Genomic DNA, 17227 nt, shown 5'->3' with positions numbered 1-17227 from the left:
CATGGGGTGGCCTTTTTCATGATCGCTAGCGCGAAGCCGATCAGTTCTTGGTGGCGTTGACGCCTTCGGCTTCCTCGATCTGCGCCAGGCGCTGACCCACGCGATCGATGTTCATCAGCGACAGCAGGTGGGCGTAGATCCAGCCCAGCGTGCCATCGGTGAGGAAGCGGTGGGTGGTTTCCACATCGAGCTTGCGCAGCTTCTCCTCGCTGACCACGTACAGGCCGTTGAGGTTGATCACATTGCCGTTGCGCTCCAGGCGAATGTTGCGCGGCTCGAGCAGGTCGTGCTTGCGCAAGTCTTCCATGAACTGCTTGGTGCGCGCGACATGCTGCTGGAATTCGCCCAGGAAATTCACGGCGTTCTTCAGTATGTCGGTCTCGGTGCCGTCTTCCTTGAACAGGCGCTCGCCTTCGGCGCTGTTGAAGCCTTCATAGGCTTCATCGAGGAACACGGTGAAGTCATCGCCTTCCGCACCCGGCGGCTTCTCGGCCAGCACGAACGGATAGCGGCGCACGAAGGCAGGAATGTACACGCCCGGCGCCCAATGGCCCTCGCCGTCGAGAAACAGGTTCTCGTTCTGGCGCAGGCCCAGCAGAGCCATCGGGCCGGCGGTGACCTCGTCGGGACCGGCGAACAGGATCGGGATGTCGCGAGCCGTGACGGGGAATTCCGTGCACGTCAACGGCACAGAATGCACGTTGTGCGCAAACTTGAGGTTTTGCAGCCCCTTGATGCGCAGATCCTTGTGTACGGTGCGGTTGAGCGGAACTGGACGCTCATAGAAAAGTACTTCAGCCACGTTACTTACCTCTGCCCCACCGTGCCGGGGTCGCCACCCACGGCTCCCCCTCCCAAGCCCGGCGTCGGGTCTACAGATGAACGGCCACTATATCAGCGCAGGATTTCCAGGGCGAGTTGGCGCCACGGGCGTTTTTTCCGCGGGCCCACCACCGATTGCATGCGATTTGCAATCAATTTGGTCTATGCTGCGGAAAAACCGAGCGCCATTGCATTGGTGAAGACGCTCTTTCGCTATAGGTGAAGGACGAAACGCATGCTTATGGAAGTGCCACATAGGGGCGACCTGAACTCGACCCGGGTGCTGTCTCTGGACGCCGCGGGCCGGATTCTGGACTGGATCAGCTGGCAAGACGCGGTGTGCCTTTATGTCCGCGACGCCGTGGCGTGGACCCTGGGCGACCCCTGCCTCACCGTACACGGCGGCCACAACCGTGATCTGGGCGCGCAAAGCCGAATCGATCTGCACCCGATCGTCGCCAGCCGGGGGCATTGCCGCGATCACGCCATCGACCCTGCTCCTGCGCTCACCAACGCTGCGCTGTTCAGTCGCGACCGCTACCTGTGCCTGTACTGCGGCGTGCGCTTCATTCGCAGCGAACTGACCCGCGACCACGTGCTGCCGATTTCCAAGCGTGGCCGCGACGAATGGGAAAACGTGGTCAGTGCCTGCCTGGCCTGCAATCTGAAGAAGGGCAACCGCACGCCGCAGGAAGCGAACATGCCGCTACTTGCGGTGCCGTACCGGCCCAGCTGGGTGGAGCACCTGATCCTCTCCAACCGCAACATCCTGGCGGACCAGATGGAGTTTCTGGTGAGCCATCTGCCACGGCATCGGCGCGAAGCACTGGTGTAGCTCCCCCGCAATGCGTAGGCCGGGATGGCGATCCCAGCATCGGGACGTCGCGTGAAAAGCTGGGATGGTCATTCCAGCCTACGCACCTGAGGGAGAGAAAATGTGTCGGGAGGGGCACAATACGCCCATGATCGACCTCTCCCGCTACCCCTACCTCGCCGCGATCGACTCCCCGGCCGACCTGCGCCAGCTCCCCGATGCCCAGCTTCCCGCCGTCGCGGACGAATTGCGCCGCTACCTGATCGAGGCCGTGGCCAGCTCCGGCGGCCATTTCGGCGCCGGACTGGGCGTGGTGGAGCTGACGGTGGCGCTGCACCACGTATTCGATACGCCTCACGACCGGCTGATCTGGGACGTCGGCCACCAGTGCTACCCGCACAAGATCCTCACCGGCCGTCGCGACCGCATCACCACCATCAAGAAGAAAGGCGGCCTGGCGCCGTTCCCCCGCCGCGAGGAAAGCCAGTACGACACGTTCGGCGTGGGCCACTCCTCCACTTCGATCTCCGCCGCCTTGGGCATGGCTATCGCGGCACAGCACAAGGGTGAAACACGCAAGTTCGTGGCCGTGATCGGCGACGGCGCGATGACGGCCGGCATGGCGTTCGAGGCGCTCGATCATGCCGGCGACCTCAGCGCGAACTTGCTGGTGGTGCTTAACGACAACGGCATGTCGATCAGCGAAAACGTGGGCGGCCTCGCCAAGCGCCTGGAAAAACGCGACGACGGCGTAGCCGTGCCCAGCACCATGTTCGAGGAACTGGGCTTTCGCTACACCGGCCCGATCGACGGACACGACGTCCCCAAGCTGTTGGAAGTGCTGCGCGCGCTGAAGGGCGCCAAAGGCCCTCAGCTGTTGCACGTGATCACTACCAAGGGCAAGGGCTACGCTCCCGCCGAACTGGCGCAGATCGAATACCACGCCGTCAGCCCGTTCGACCCGATCGCCGGCGTAGTGAAGAAAGCCGGTCCCGGCAAGCCCACCTATAGCGACGTCTTGAGCGACTGGCTGTGCGACATGGCCACGGCGGACGAGCGCCTGTTCGGCATTACCCCTGCCATGCGCGAAGGCTCCGGGCTGGTGCGTTTTTCCCAGGAATATCCGGATCGCTACATCGACGTCGCCATCGCCGAACAGCATGCGGTAACGTTAGCCGCCGGCATGGCCTGCGAAGGCGCCAAGCCCGTGGTGGCGATCTACTCCACCTTCCTGCAGCGCGCCTACGACCAGGCCATCCACGATGTGGCGCTGCAAAACCTGGACGTGACCTTCGCCATCGATCGCGCCGGCGTGGTGGGGCCCGACGGTGCCACCCACGCGGGTAGCTTTGACCTGAGCTTCCTACGCTGCCTGCCGAACATGCTGATCATGGCGCCCGCCGACGAGGCCGAATGCCGCGCCATGCTCACCACCGGCTTTCGTCATGCCGGGCCGGCGGCGATTCGCTATCCGCGCGGCAGCGGTCCTGGCGTGGCGGTGCGCAAAACATTGGATACGCTGCCCGTCGGCAAGGCGGAAGTGCGCCGCCTGGGCCGCCGCCTGGCGATCCTGAGCTTCGGCGCCATGCTGGCGCCGGCCACCGAGATCGCTGCCGAAATCGACGCCAGCCTGGTCAACATGCGCTTCGTCAAGCCGCTGGACGAAGCCCTGCTGCTGGAACTGGCGAACAGCCACGACGCGTTCGTAACCATCGAGGACAACGCCGTGGCCGGCGGCGCCGGCTCGGGCGTTGCCGAATGCCTGGCGGCGCACGGCGTGAACCTGCCGATCCTGCACTTGGGGCTGCCGGATGCCTACCTTGAGCACGGCAGCCGCGACGAAGTGCTGAGCGCCGCCGGGCTGGATTTGCCGGCTATACGCAGGGCCATTCGGGGACGCTTTCCGCAGGCGGTCGCCATGAATCTGGCGAGCGCGTAATCCCGCCGCCGTCCCTTTCCCCTGTCTGGCGGGGGGGGAGGAGGCCCCCTCCAACTGGGTTGCTCCACGCCCCTTCCGCCCTCAGACAGATGAAGTAGTTACCTGCGCCTAAGGGAAAGCTGCGCGTTATGCATTATCCTTAACGTTTTTCATACAGACTTGAGGAGCGGCTGAGCCCGTGACCGAGTTCATCGTTCGATTGGTCCAATTCTGCCGCCGCTACGCCATCGCCGTGGTGCTGGTTTTCTTCGCTCTCGCCGGGCTCGGTGTCTGGGTCGCGGCCAAGCGTCTGAGCGTCGATACCAATACCGACAACCTCTTCGCTATCACGCTGCCATGGCGCCAGCATGCGATAGCCTTCGACCGCGAATTTCCACAGTTCAACAACGTGCTGGCTGTCGTAGTGCGTGGCGTAACGCCGGAGGAGTCCGACGAGACCGCCGCGGAGCTGGCCAAGACGCTGGCCGCCGACAAAAAGCACTTCATCGACGTGAGCCGGCCCGATGCGGATCCCTTCTTCTGCCAGGAAGGCCTGCTGCTGCTCGACCCGAACGATCTGAACAAGATGCTCGGCTCGCTGATGAACGCGCAACCCTTGCTTGGCCCGCTCGCAGCCGACCCTTCCGCGCGCGGCCTGCTGAACGGCGTGTCGCTGATGGCAGCGGGCGTGCGCATCCAGCATGCCGACCTTTCGCCCTATAAACCGGCCCTCGACCAGCTGACCCAGGTGTTGAACAACGCCGCCGACGCTCACCCCACGCCGCTCTCCTGGCAGAGCCTGCTCGGCTCGGACATCACGCAGCAGCCGCAGAACGTGCGCTTCGTGCTCACCCATCCGGTACTCGAAGACGGTTCGCTGCAACCCGGTCTTGCCGCCACGCAGGCGCTGGATCGCGTCGCCGCAGGTTTGCCGGACGTGAAGGCCGGCCGGGTGCATGTCGATTACACCGGTTCAGTTGCCCTAGCCGACGTCCAATTCGGCGCGCTTACCAAGGGCATCGTCGCCAGCACCGTGGTCAGCCTGTTCCTGCTCGCGTTGTGGCTATACCTGGCGATGCATTCGTTCCGCCGCATCATTCCGATCCTGCTTACGCTGCTGGTCGGCTTTGCGTTGACCACCGGCTTCGCCGCGCTGGCAGTGGGTACCTTGAACGTGATCTCGGTGGCGTTCGCGGTGCTGTTCGTGGGTCTCGCGGTCGACTTTTGCATCCAGTTTGCCGTGCGCCTGCGCGAGCAACGCATGCTGCATGACGACATCAACGTGGCGCTGGCCGAAGGTGCACGCGTATCCGGCAGCCAGATCGCCGTGGCCGCGGCTGCCACCGCTTGCGGATTCCTCGCGTTCTCGCCGACCAGCTTCGTCGGCGTGGCGGAACTGGGCACCATTGCGGGCGTCGGCATGGGCATCGCCCTGGTGTGCACGCTTACGCTTTTGCCCGCCTTGCTGATCCTGATGAAGCCCACGCGCCAGAGCAAGGAATTGTCGCTGCCGTTCGGCCCAAAGCTCGATTCCCTGCTGCATTGCCACTACAAGCCGGTGCTGGTCGCATTCGCCCTGCTGGGCATCGCCGGACTGGTGGCGGGCGTGCGCATGCCGTTCGACGCCAATCCGCTCAATACGCAGGATCCGAATTCCGAGCCGATGCGCACGCTGCGCAGCCTGGCCGACAACCCAGTCACCAATCCATTCAATATCAACATCACGGTGCCCAAGCTGGACACCGCGCGTACGCTGTCGGACAAGTTGTCCAAGCTGCCGGAAGTATCCAGCGTCATTTCCGCTGCCACCTTCGTACCGGCCGATCAGCAAGCATCGCTCGATCAGCTCAACCAGGCACAGGTGTTGATGCTGCCGTCGCTGGATGTCGACCCTTCGGCACCGCCGGTAACGGCGCAAGCCTTGCGCTCGGCCATCAGCGACACGCTGGATGCCATCAACGACGCCAAACCGGAAATGACGGCCGATTCGCCGCTGCGCAGCATCGAGAGCGCCCTGCAAAAGCTCGCCAAGGCACCGGACGACCGGCTGATGGCGATGAATGCAGCGGTGAGCCGCTTTCTGCCGAAGCAGCTGGACAGCCTGCGCGATGCATTGAACGCCAAGGGTGTCACGCTCCAATCCCTGCCTGAAACGATCAAGCGTGACTGGGTGAGCCCGAACGGCCAGGTGCGCATCCAGGTGTCGCCCACCGTCAATGAACAGGATACGGCCGGCCTGCGCAAGTTCGTCGAAGCCGTGCAGCGGGTTGCGCCTGAGGCAGGTGGTCCCGCCGTGACCACCATCGCCTCGGCCGACACCATCATGCAAGCGTTCAAGCAGGCTGCCATATTGGCGATCGTCGCCATTGCCGTCGTGCTGATGCTGGTGATCCGCCGGCTGAAAGACGCCAGCATCGTGCTGCTGACGCTTGCCATGTCTGCACTGCTCACCGCGTTGCTCGCACGCGTAGCAGGGATGGCGGTGAATTACGCCAACATCATTGCACTGCCGCTGCTGCTGGGCGTAGGCGTATCGTTCAACGTGTACTTCGTGATGAATTGGCGCGCGGGCATGCGACGGTTCGTGAGTTCGGCATCCGCTCGCGCCGTGCTGTTCTCGGCACTCACTACCGGCACTGCGTTCGGTTCGCTTGCGCTGTCACATGACCTGGGCATGGCCAGCATGGGACGCATGCTGCTGGTGAGCCTGGTGGCGGTCCTGCTGGCCACGTTCATCTTCCTGCCGGCCCTGCTCTATGCGATCAAGCCCCCGTCACGGATCAGCGGAACCGGGCATTAGACATAACGCCGTTTTGGGAACTCACATCACACGCATCGCACGCGAAACTCCTGCCTCACCTGATGTTGACGCATGTTTCATAGCCAGAGTGGTACTGCTCGCGCGCTTGGCATTCCCGCCAGGCGTCCACCTAAAGACGAGGACACCGCTATGGCAACCCATGCTACGGTGAATCCAAGTCATGCTAAGCCGGGCAGCAAGATCACCTTCACGGGAGAAAACATCAACTCCCTCCGCGAGATCGATTTCCGGCTGAGCAATAGCCATGACCATCAAATGCCGTAGCTGCCCGAACCCAGACAAGGGCAACTGCGGCTTTCGCATCAGAACGGTACGTTGAAGGCCACTCCTACCGTCCGCGGCGTAGACATCTGCACCAGCATCGGTCCGCCCACCGTAGCGAGGAAATTCACCGCCTCGTCGTTCAAGGTACCAATCGGCAGCCGCCGGTCGAACACATTGCGCACGTAGAAATCGAAATTCGCGCCGCTGCGCAGGTTCACGCCCATGTTGAGGTCCAGGAACATGAAGCCCGGCAGCTTGAAGTTCGGATCGCTGGTATCACCGTCAAAACCGGCATTGCGATGACTGGAACCACGCACCGCCGCGCCGACGTAAGCGTCCGTTGCGGCAAGCTTGAACTGGTACTTGCCACTTACCGTGCCCGTCCAACGGGCCGAATACGGCAACCGCGCGTCCGGTTGAATTCCCAATTGCGGCGCGCCGTTGTTGGTAAATGCATCGGTGTAGGCGCCGGATACGCCCAGCTGCCACGAGCCCTTGGAATAATTCGCTTGCATTTCGATACCCTTGACGCGAGCATCGCCTGCGTTCTGGATGATCGTATTGCCCAGCGTATAGGTGTAGAGCTGCATGTGATGCCATTCGATGTCGTAACCGTCGACACCCACATTCAAATGGCCATCCAAATGACTGCTCTTGTACCCCAGCTCATAGCTTTCCAGGTTGTCGGAACCGAAGCTATTGGTGGCACTCGGATTCGGTATCAATAGCGTGCTCTGCAACGGCGCCTGCAGGCCTCCCGGACGATACCCGGTCGAGGCGCGCATGTAGAAGCTGTCCTCCCTGGTGGGGTGCCAGGTCAGCGTGACCATCTTGGTTATGTCCTGGCTCTTCTTGTGCTCGCGGAAACCGCCTGGACTGCCGGCAAACGGTCCGTCCTCGAAATTCGAAAGTCGCTGGGTGTTGCCACTGGCTCGAGCGCCGACGGTGAGATCGAGGGTGGGGCCGACGTACCAGGTGAGATCGCCGTAGCCTGCATATTCCGAAAAACGTGCATTGACGGCCTGCGCGATCAACCCAGTAGCGCCGGGCGACGATACATTATCGCCCTGCAACACGTATTGCTCCCACACGTCTTCGCGATTGAGCCACAAACCCAACAGCCAATCGAATCTATCGTTCTTGCGCGAGGTCAGCCGCATCTCCTGCGAAATCTTGTGCACGGTGTACTGTGAGTCGACGTACAGCGAAGCCAGCGGCTGATCGACGCCGAACAAGGGACCGATCAGGTTCAGCAGACTGAGAAACGAATCGGGATAGTCCTGCACGCTGTGATTGACGAAGCTCTGGTAGGAGCTGATCCAGTCCGCCGTGCCCCAATCGAATTCATAACCGGCGTGAAAAGAGTACAGCTGCAAGGTCTGCGTGAATGGTTCTCGGTGATTGAGGGCACGATTGTACGGGCCGCCCGAAATAGGTTGACCCTGCAGGCTGAAGTCACCCATCGATAATCCATCCGCAGCGATCTTCTGTGCCATCGCGGTCACGTTCAAGCTGAGCTTGTCGACCGGATCGACTTCCAATTGCACGCGCACACCCTTGGTGTGGGTGCGGTCGGCGCCGCCTGCCGGAGTTTCGCCTACGGCCCGATACACGCCGGTAATATGCTGGTCCACAGCGGACACGCGCAGCGCAGCTTTGTCTTTCATCAGCGGAATATTGAGCGATGCATGTTCGGAATAGCTGGCGCCGCCGCGATTCGTATTGGAAACATCCCCGCCCACATTGCCCGAGTAGCCGCTGAGATCAGGCTTGGTCGTCACGTATTTCACCAGGCCGCCCATCGAACCTGCACCATACAAGGTGCCCTGAGGCCCATACAGGAACTCGATGTGGTCGAGGTCGAGCAAGGCCGGATCGAATAGAAACGTGGCTGCGGCGGCATATACCGTACTGCCTCCGACGGGAACGTCGTCGATATATAGCGACACCGTCGGGCTGGTCTGGTTGCCGGTCGACACGCCGCGCATCACCAACTCGCCCTGCCCCGTGCCACCCGCACTCGCAAAGAACACTCCGGGCTGATAGGACACGTAATCGTTGAGATTCTTGGCGCCCAGTTGCAGCAAGCTTGCTGCCTGTACTGTGTCAACGTGCATAGGTACATCACGTTGCGGCTCTCGGCGACGGTTCGCAGTGACCATGACTTCACTGAGTGTCACTGCTGGCCGGCCACTGCTTGAAGCGGATGGTGGCGCCGTGGTGCTTGAAGATGCCGCCGGCGTACTGGTTTGCGCAATCGCTGCTGGGGCAGCGAAAGCCATCAGCAACATGCGAATCAACTGCGACAGCCTGCAAGGCATCAGCGAGCGAATGGCGATGACGAAACGGCGAAGTTTCATGGCGATATGTCCGGGACAGACAAGAATCGTTTATGCCCGGATGCGCCGCAGGATTCCGGGCTTTATCTACGGATGGAGTGTACGCCTAACTTCAAGCCGAAGATCAATCCGCGCAAGGCGGCCATCGACCGGCGCTGACGCGATCCCGTTGCTCGAGGTCGCACATGGTTGAAAGCTCCACGAAACCTGCGTGATGAAGCAATTCACGAGCAGCCTCTCCTTGATTCCAACCATGCTCGAATAGAAGCCATCCGCCAGGCACAAGGTGAAGCGCGGCATCACGCACGATGCGTCGAATGGCATCGAGCCCGTCGCTCCCCGATGCCAGGGCGCGGATCGGCTCGAAACGCAAATCACCCTGCTGCAGGTGTGGGTCGCCGCTTTCGATATAGGGAGGATTGGAAACGATCACATCGAATGGACAGCTGTCCAACGGCATAAACCAGTCGCCTTGCAAAAAACCGATGTTGGCAAGGTGATGGCGCCGTGCATTGCGCTGCGCTACCGCGAGCGTGTCGGCACTGACGTCAGTCGCGATCACCTGCGCTCGAGGGCGCTCGCACGCAATAGCCAGGGCTATCGCGCCTGAGCCGGTACCCAAATCCAGCACACGGCAGGATTTATCGGGCGGCAGGTGTTCTAGTGCCTGCTCTACCAGCAGCTCGGTTTCCGGACGCGGGATGAGCGTCTCGGGCGTCACCTCCAGATCGAGCGACCAGAAACCCCGGCGGCCGGTGATATAGGCCACCGGCTCGCCTGCTTCGCGCTGTTCGATCAGCACCGCATAGGCCGACAGATGCTCCGGCACCAGCTCATCGTCAGCGTGCGCAAACAGCCAGCTGCGCGGCTTGTTCAGGGCATAGGCGAGCAGCACTTCCGCGTCGATGCGATCACCTAGTCGACGCGTGGCCTCGGCCAACGCACTACGGACATCAGCCTTCACGAGGAGCGCCCGCCGCAGGCTCAGCCGGCAATGGCGGCACCGGTCGCTTCGCCTCGCGCTTGCGCCAATAGCCCCCCTTCGTCCACGCTTCGAAGCCCCAGCGCAGCCAGCCGATCAATGCATTGGCCAGCCAAATGGCCCATGCCAGCATGGCAATCTTGTAGAACCACAGCGATACGCTGATCACGCCCGCATTCGGCAGGGCGTTGCCGGATTGGTCCGCAAACCAATTCAAGCTCCAGGCCGTGGAGTCATTACCCGCCACGTGCATATCGGGCAGACCGAGCAGGCCTTTGGGTACGGCTGAAATCAACGTGATCAGCGCAAGCAATGTAACCACCGCCAACGCGGCTTGCAGCAGATTGAATTTCACCGTTGCGAACCCGGTCAGCGCCGCATCGTGACGTGCGCGCAACCCCAGCAGGATAAGCCAAAGCACCACGAACGCAAACGCTGTCCACGCGAACGCGGAGAAGCCAAGCCCCAGCAATAACCAATGATGAAAACGCAATGGCGTCGGCGCGTAGCGAGCAAGCAGCCATGCCGCCAGCAGCAGCACGATCAGTTGCGACCAATAGAGCACTGCGGGACCGGAGCTCGGCCCCCAGGTCCACAGGACCCAGCGGTCCTGTGGCAACTGCAAGCTCAGTGCGATATTGGCGGAAGGCGCACCGAGGCCGATGGCGGAAGAGACCGCGCTTGCACCGATACCACGTGGGACCCGCAAGCGCAGGGAATACCCGTGCTTGCCTGGCAACAGCGGCAGGCTCAGCTTGCCGTCGCGCATGGCAAGGCTCAGCGAGTCGTCATCCCGCCTTGCCTCAAGCAGTTCCGTTCCGGCAGGCAGCGTAATTTCATGCTCACCTCCGCGCGTGCTGCGTGCAGTAAGCGCCAACGTCGTTTCAGTGGCACGATCGCCGACATTGGAGCTTGCGCTTACGCCGTCGAAAGCCAGGCTATCGCCGTCCACTGCCGCGGGCCGATGGATGGAAAGTTGCAGCGTTTCGTTCGGCAGCGGCTCGAAGCTCAGCCCATTGCTGTTGTCGTTGACCGGCAAGCCTTTGGCCTCGACGTGCCAGATCGGCGCCGCATGCAGTTGCCAGGTTTCCGCGCGCTGGTCGAGCGACGGCGCCTTGAGCAGTACGCTATCGGAGTGATCCAGGCGGCTGCTCCAGCTCGCCTCGGCTTGTCCGGCGGTAAAAGTGACGCTGATCCGTCCATCATGCACGCGTTCACCATCACCCAGCGGGTGCTCGCCCGCGAGCAAGGGGATGTCGACTGTGAAGCCGCCCTCACTGGGAGCAACGCGCTCAACCGTATTGACGACCGTCCAGTCCACTCCCAGCACGATATCGCGGGCGACGCTGACGTAAGGTGGAAACGCCTGCTGCGGCAGCGCGGCCTGCTTGCCATCCGCAGATGTACGAACGCGATTGAGCGTGATGCTGTCACCCAGCAGACGGTTGCCGTGCGTGCCATCAAGCGTCCATCCATCGCCAATGAAGGTGATCCATTGCGGGCGCAGGGCAAAGTTCAAGGTAACGCTGTCGACCGGCTGTATGCGATAGCTCAATACCAGGTGGTGCACGCCAGGCTCCAGCCGAACGTATGGCAGGTCATCACGTTTGGCCAGCGTGGCGTCGGTTCGCCCGTCCACCTTTGCATCGACCAACTGCAGCTCCGCTTTGGTTCGTGGCATCGGCACGGCGATGGCTGCACCTGCGTGCGTTTCCAGATCCAGAGTGACTTGGTCGTTCGCGACGTGCAACGTTGCCGCAGCGATCCCGGCACAGGACGGTGCGCATTTTGGCGGTTCCAGCAAGTGGCTGCGCAATTCGCTCAGCACATTCGGGCTCGGTGTGGCCTGGGTATGCCCGAAGTGCGGCAAGCATCCCAGCAGCAACGATGCTGCCGCTGCACGCCATGGGCGCCAGTTTCCGACCGTGCCCGCCGGCTTGATCAAATCGCGCGCCATCCGCCCAAGCAGCGAAACCAGCAACGCAAGCATGGCCACGCGCAACAACCGAACGAGCCAGGACGGAGCAATGATCAGTCGCATGGTCTGTGCTGGCGTGACCGGGCCGGACCAGCCCAAGTGGTAATTGTTGTCGACGTTCCAGCTCGGCTCGCCGGCGCCGGCCTGGATGATGCTGCGGCTGTCCATTTCGGTAGCAACAGGGTTATCCAGCATTTTGTTTGCGGTTACGGTGACGGAATTCAGTACCAGCGAATGCTGCACCGCTGAAGAGGGCGCATTGGAGGCAGTCGGCTCAGCTTCGGAAACAGGCGGAGGGGCTTCCGCCTGAACGACTTCTTCCTGCACCGGCGCGGGAGGTGGGGGTGGGGGCGGCGCTGGCATCGATTTCACTTCCTGCTTCTGTGCACGTGCCAAGTCGGCCACCGCTCCCAACGCCGCATTGCCGCTGCTGCCCTCGAGCTGTGGATGCAAGGCAAACTCCAGTTGCGTCTTGGCGAACGGCAAAGTCCACAACAGCGCTAACGCCAAGGCAGCAGACGCGAAGACATGCGCAAACTGCCGCAGCTTCCCTGCCGGCAATGCGCGCATCAACAAGGCAAACGCCAGCGCCAGGCCCAATGTCCAGCGCGGTGCCCCGCCTTCATGCTGCGAGAGGATCAGAAACAACCCGCCCAGCACCGCCCAACGCCATCCGAGCAATCTCCCCGCCAACAGCGCAATCAAGGCGACGATGAAAAGATCCAGCAGGGTCCACTGCCCGATCCACGAATCCGGCGAACGATCCACGCCGCTCGCGCCGAGCAATCGATAACCATAGGGTAGGTGCAGGACGGCATCGATATCTTCCACCGGCATCTGCCAGCCGGTGCTTGGCAAAGCGCCCCCGCGCTGGTCGATGCGCAGTCCTGCGCGCAGATCCAGCTGCGCATCGCGCAATTCCACACCGGTGTGCCCATCGCCCGACCGGGTGATCAGCAGCGGAGCGCTCCCTTGTGTCGCGCGTTGCACAAGCCAAGGCGCAACGACATCCAGGCGCTGCGTACGTTGCAATTTACCGGTGAGATGATCGCTGATGCTGAGGCCGCGTCCGTTGAAATCCAGCCACATATGCCGCTGCAAACGGATCTGTTCGCTGGCTCCGCCTTCGCCCCCCCGCAGGCCCTGCTCGATCGTCAGGCCATGACCCAGGTCGAGCGCGAAGGCCGGCAGCTCGCGCCACTCCGGGGGAACACCCGCCTGCCCGGCATCAGTCACATGGCCGTCGACGCGCGTGTTGCGCAGTTGGGGGGCATCGCTATAGCTCCACACCTCCTGCTTCGGCCATGGCTCCACGGGCGAACCAAGATTCACCGCATGCAAGGTGTCAACACCACGCGCAGCAAGCGTTACTGTCCATTGCCCGGGACGCAATTGCAGGCGCAGGCGTCCGTCGCCGTCCAATTGCACAGGCAGGTCACCCTCCAGCGAAGTTGCGACAAAACCTTTCGGCAATGCCGGTCCCAGCACTTGCTCACGCGCGCTACCGGTCACATTCAATTGAACCTGCGTCTCCAGCATGGCCGGCATGCCGTCGGCAAGATGCCGGTACACCCGCACCGAAAGCGCGTCCGCTTGGCGCTGCGCCGCAGCCGCTTCGCCCAGCGTCAGTTGATCGCTATTGCGCTCGATGCGTTCAACCGCATGACCATCCAAGTCCAACGAGACCAGGCCTATGGCCGATGGCACCCGCAAGCGGGCGGGACGCGAATCCCAGGGAAGATTGCCGTGCACCGTATAGCTGCCAGGCTCCAGCCACAGCGCAGGATGACCATCGCGACTCAACACCGGCAAGGCCTTGTTGTTCGCCATCACCTGCTGCGGCCACGCTTGCTCGTCGCCGGGAAGCTCCACCCAAGCCGGCGCATCCATCCGCACATCGAGACTGAAGCGGCCGCCATCCTTGCCTGCCTGTACATCCAGGCGGCCCGGCCAGACGCATTGATAACTGCCGGCATTCGGGCTGCTATTGGCCAGGAAGGGACAGCCGTGCTGTGGATTGTCGTGCAGCACCCATCCTTGCCAATCGCGCAATGCATTCGGCATGTCCTGTGCGTGCGCGGCCGCAGCCGCGACAAGTAGCAGGCCGAACATCCATTTCCTCTGGCGCATGGCTTTCCCCTGTCAAGTTTCATTCAGTGTAGAGGGAATTCGGGCCGCAAGAACGGACCATGCCCAGCCTACGCCATCATGCTCATGGTTCTGTTCTTCTTCGGCGGCGGACGCCACGTCCGCCTCGATCACTGGCTGGCGAAGGTCTGGCCGGGCAAATGGCTGAAGTAAGCAGCACCGGCCGGTCAACCAAGAAAAACAAACTTCATCCAATAAAAAAGCGCCGGGCGGCCTTCACCGCCCGGCGCTTGCTTGCCATCATCAACCCGGTTCAGCGAAGCATGGCCGACGGGTCCTGTTTCGCCTTCAACGCGGCGCACAGCAAGGTTTGCTCCCGTGTCTGCGCCAAGCCGCGATCCGCGCCGGAGATGTCCTTCAAGCGCGGTTCGAAATAGGCCTGCAGGCGGTCCGCTTCGGCCTGCGAGCAGCTGCCGCCACCGACCAATCGCGGCAGCATTCCGCTGGCGAAGCTGCCAGTACGCGCAATGACCTGGTCATAGTGGCCCGTGAACCACTGCCACAGGGCATCACGCGCCTCGGGCGTATCACGGCCGCCACGCAGGACCGCCGCCATTTCGCCTACCTTCACTTGCTTGGTAAGCGCGAAGTCGCGCGCTTCGTTCGCTACTTCCGGCGTATTGGCCGCACTGAGCCCGGCCAGGATCGAGTTGCGTGTCGCCGGGTCGGTGACCTGCGGCAGTTCGGCGATCAAGGCATCCAGCGCAGGCTTGCCGCGCTCCTGCACCGCGACGGACAGGGCGTCGCCAAGCAGATCCGGATCGGCGGCGGCCAGATCAAGACGACCGTCGGCTTTCTTCGCCAGCGCCGCATCGCCCTGCTTGAGCAGGGCCGTACGCACTTGCGGGATGCCGAAGTCCAGCGCCATGGCTTGTGCAAGCGTAGTGCGCAGAATGGTGTCGCCATCCGCTTCACCAAGCTTGCGCTGGTAGCCGAGCTGCTCCATGCGCGACAGATAAGCGTCGCTCACCCAAGCGGCCAACTTGGCGCGTTGCGCATCGGTATGCGCCTCATGGTGGTAGATCCAAGCAACGGTATTCAACGGCGCGGCAACGACTTCACGCGTACTCGCGTTGGCGAGCGGCTTGAGAGCGGTCAACGCGTCGCCCGCATCCAGCTCGCCATGGCGGAAGCCTGCATCGATGCCGTCCGCGTAGGCAAGCTGCTCGGTGTCGCTCAACTCGGCCACGTGTTGGGTCAACGCATGCCATTGCGGTTTGGCCATGCTGAAGCGGTAGTAGCCACGCGCGTAGGCGTTGGGCATGACCCAGGTGGCATGGCTTGCGCCATCCAGCAGCATGCTGCCGGTGGCCTGATCGAACATCTCGCACTTTACCTTGCTGCCGTCGGCGGTGCCGTAACGCACGCACATCGGGATGCCCCATACACGCGCCGCATCGCCCGTGCTACCCACCGGCAGATAACGGCTCTGGCTCAGGTGCAGGATGGTCTTGCCGTCCTTCTGTTCCAACCGGGTTTGCACGTAGGGTACGCCGGACTGATTCAAGAAGCTGTGGAAGGCCTGCTTGAACGAGTCGCCCTGCTTCCCTGCGACAGCAATGGCGTCGACCAGATCATCCACCGTCGCGTTGCCGTACTTGTGCGACTGGATATATGCGCGCATGCCTTGCTTGAACACGTCCTCGCCGACGTAGCCCTCGAACATGCCGAGCACAGCCGCGCCTTTGCGGTAGGTGATGTTGTCGAAGGCAGTTTCAATATCGCCGTTGCCGGTGATCGGCTGGCGAATCTTGCGCGCGCTCACCAGGCTGTCATTCTGCATGGCGCCCTGCGCTTCCGAGATGCGGTCCAGATCCGCGCGGTACTCCGGATGCACCTTCATCGTCACCTTCTGCTGCATCCAGGTGGCGAAGGCTTCATTGAGCCAAAGATCGTCCCACCATGCCAGCGTCACCGTATCGCCCGTCCACTGGTGCGCCAGTTCATGCGCGGTCACGTTGAACGAAGCTCGCACATACTTCGCCGGCGAATCCGGATCGAGCAGCAGCAGCCAGTCGCGGAAGGTGACCAGGCCGGGATTTTCCATCGCACCGGCGGAGAAGTCCGGCGCGGCGAGCAAATCGAGCTTGCCGAACGGGTAGCCGAAACCGTAGTAGTCCTCCAGCGTATGGATGATGCTGGGTGTTTCGCCCAACACGTGCTGGATACGGTGGCCTTCGCCCTGGGCGGCGATGCCGCGCAACGGCAGCACGTCGCTGCGGTAGGCGGAAGGTGAGATATCCGGGCCTTTCACGACATCCCATGGGCCGACCGCGAACGCGACCAGATAAGCAGGCAATGGCCTGGTCTGCTCGAAGGCGACCGTTTTCCATTTGTCGCCCGCAGGCGTTTCACTGATCTGCCGAGTGTTCGCCACGGCCACCAGATCCGACGGCACGGTGAGCGAGATGTCGTACGGCGTCTTGAAGTCCGGCTCATCGAAACCGGGAAAGGCAAAACGTGCGCTGATCGGTTCCATCTGCGTCATCGCATAAGGCACGCCGGCGTGGCTCACCTTGTACAAGCCTTGCAGTTGCTGATTGAGCGGCGCGGTGTAGTCGATGGTGAGGGTAAGCAACTGCGCCGGCAGCGTGCTGCCGAAATCAATCCGCGCCACGCCTTCCTTCGGCGCAGCGATCACGTATTTGCCCTGGCTTACCTTGCCGTGCGCGTCGGTAACGGTGACCTTGGAGACATTCAGATCGCGGCCGTCCAGCCAGAGGTGATCCGCCGCTTGCTTCAAATCCACCTTGATCGTGGTGGTGCCGGAAAACGCCTGCTTGGCGGGATCAAGCTTGAAAGCCAGCTTGTACGACACAGGTACCGCCCAGCGAGGCAGTTGCCCCTGGGGCACCTGATCGGTTGCAGCAAATGCCGCGCCGCAACACGCCGCCAATGCGGTCATGGCCAAAGGACGGATAAAACGGTTCATCGCTAGCCTCACCTACGTGACTCAAAAGGCGCGACGGTAGGCGATGCAGGCGATAGGCCACAGTGCCATACGGCATGACCTGAGGAACTGAAGGTGCGGGCTGCCTGAGCTGGAAGCGCATGCTTTGGAATCGATGATGGATCGGCTGTCTCCAGCTTCGGCCGCCGGCCGGGCTTGTATTACTGAGAGCAATGGCTAACATAAAGTCC

The 17227-nt window shown here is 62.3% G+C and carries 8 protein-coding genes; 3 read left to right on the top strand and 5 right to left on the bottom strand.

Annotated elements, in window-relative coordinates:
• Positions 1 to 40 precede the first annotated feature (40 nt).
• Complete coding sequence (locus EKH80_RS08905) at positions 41 to 802, bottom strand: SapC family protein (protein WP_126684375.1); 762 nt, start codon at positions 800 to 802, stop codon at positions 41 to 43.
• Positions 803 to 1057: 255 nt separating this feature from the next.
• Here EKH80_RS08905 and EKH80_RS08900 point away from each other — a divergent pair, with 255 nt between their 5' ends.
• The 3 genes from EKH80_RS08900 (at position 1058) to EKH80_RS08890 (ending at position 6354) form a co-directional block, all read left to right on the top strand.
• The gene (locus tag EKH80_RS08900) at positions 1058 to 1657 is read left to right on the top strand and encodes an HNH endonuclease (RefSeq protein ID WP_126684374.1); all 600 of its coding nucleotides are present in this window, start codon (positions 1058 to 1060) and stop codon (positions 1655 to 1657) included.
• A 127-nt stretch (positions 1658 to 1784) separates the two neighbouring features.
• A complete protein-coding gene (gene dxs / locus EKH80_RS08895; RefSeq protein WP_126684373.1) occupies positions 1785 to 3575 on the top strand; it encodes a 1-deoxy-D-xylulose-5-phosphate synthase in 1791 nt (596 codons plus the stop codon).
• 178 nt (positions 3576 to 3753) lie between these two features.
• A complete protein-coding gene (locus EKH80_RS08890; protein ID WP_126684372.1) occupies positions 3754 to 6354 on the top strand; it encodes an MMPL family transporter in 2601 nt (866 codons plus the stop codon).
• A gap of 323 nt (positions 6355 to 6677) precedes the next feature.
• Here the strand turns inward: EKH80_RS08890 and EKH80_RS08885 are convergent, their stop codons facing one another.
• The 4 genes from EKH80_RS08885 to EKH80_RS08870 form a co-directional block, all read right to left on the bottom strand.
• Positions 6678 to 8999: a TonB-dependent receptor gene (locus EKH80_RS08885; protein WP_126684371.1), complete on the bottom strand. Its 2322-nt coding sequence runs from the start codon at positions 8997 to 8999 to the stop codon at positions 6678 to 6680.
• 103 nt (positions 9000 to 9102) lie between these two features.
• Positions 9103 to 9942: a peptide chain release factor N(5)-glutamine methyltransferase gene (prmC, locus tag EKH80_RS08880; protein WP_126684370.1), complete on the bottom strand. Its 840-nt coding sequence runs from the start codon at positions 9940 to 9942 to the stop codon at positions 9103 to 9105.
• On the bottom strand, positions 9932 to 14068 hold the full coding sequence (locus tag EKH80_RS08875; protein WP_126684369.1) for a hypothetical protein: 4137 nt from the start codon (positions 14066 to 14068) through the stop codon (positions 9932 to 9934). Before EKH80_RS08875 ends, prmC begins: the two co-directional genes overlap by 11 nt.
• A gap of 271 nt (positions 14069 to 14339) precedes the next feature.
• A complete protein-coding gene (locus tag EKH80_RS08870) occupies positions 14340 to 17018 on the bottom strand; it encodes a M1 family metallopeptidase (protein ID WP_126684368.1) in 2679 nt (892 codons plus the stop codon).
• Positions 17019 to 17227 lie beyond the last annotated feature (209 nt).

The organism is Dyella choica, from assembly GCF_003977665.1.
Lineage (GTDB): Bacteria > Pseudomonadota > Gammaproteobacteria > Xanthomonadales > Rhodanobacteraceae > Dyella_B > Dyella_B choica.
This window is presented reverse-complemented; position numbering and strand designations above follow the sequence as displayed.

Excerpts from the sequence above, each read along its gene's own strand:
- EKH80_RS08900 (WP_126684374.1), top strand. The coding sequence starts at position 1,058 with ATGCTTATGGAAGTGCCACATAGGGGCGACCTGAACTCGACCCGGGTG.
- dxs (WP_126684373.1), top strand. The coding sequence starts at position 1,785 with ATGATCGACCTCTCCCGCTACCCCTACCTCGCCGCGATCGACTCCCCG.
- EKH80_RS08885 (WP_126684371.1), bottom strand. The coding sequence starts at position 8,999 with ATGAAACTTCGCCGTTTCGTCATCGCCATTCGCTCGCTGATGCCTTGC.
- EKH80_RS08875 (WP_126684369.1), bottom strand. The coding sequence starts at position 14,068 with ATGCGCCAGAGGAAATGGATGTTCGGCCTGCTACTTGTCGCGGCTGCG.
- EKH80_RS08870 (WP_126684368.1), bottom strand. The coding sequence starts at position 17,018 with ATGAACCGTTTTATCCGTCCTTTGGCCATGACCGCATTGGCGGCGTGT.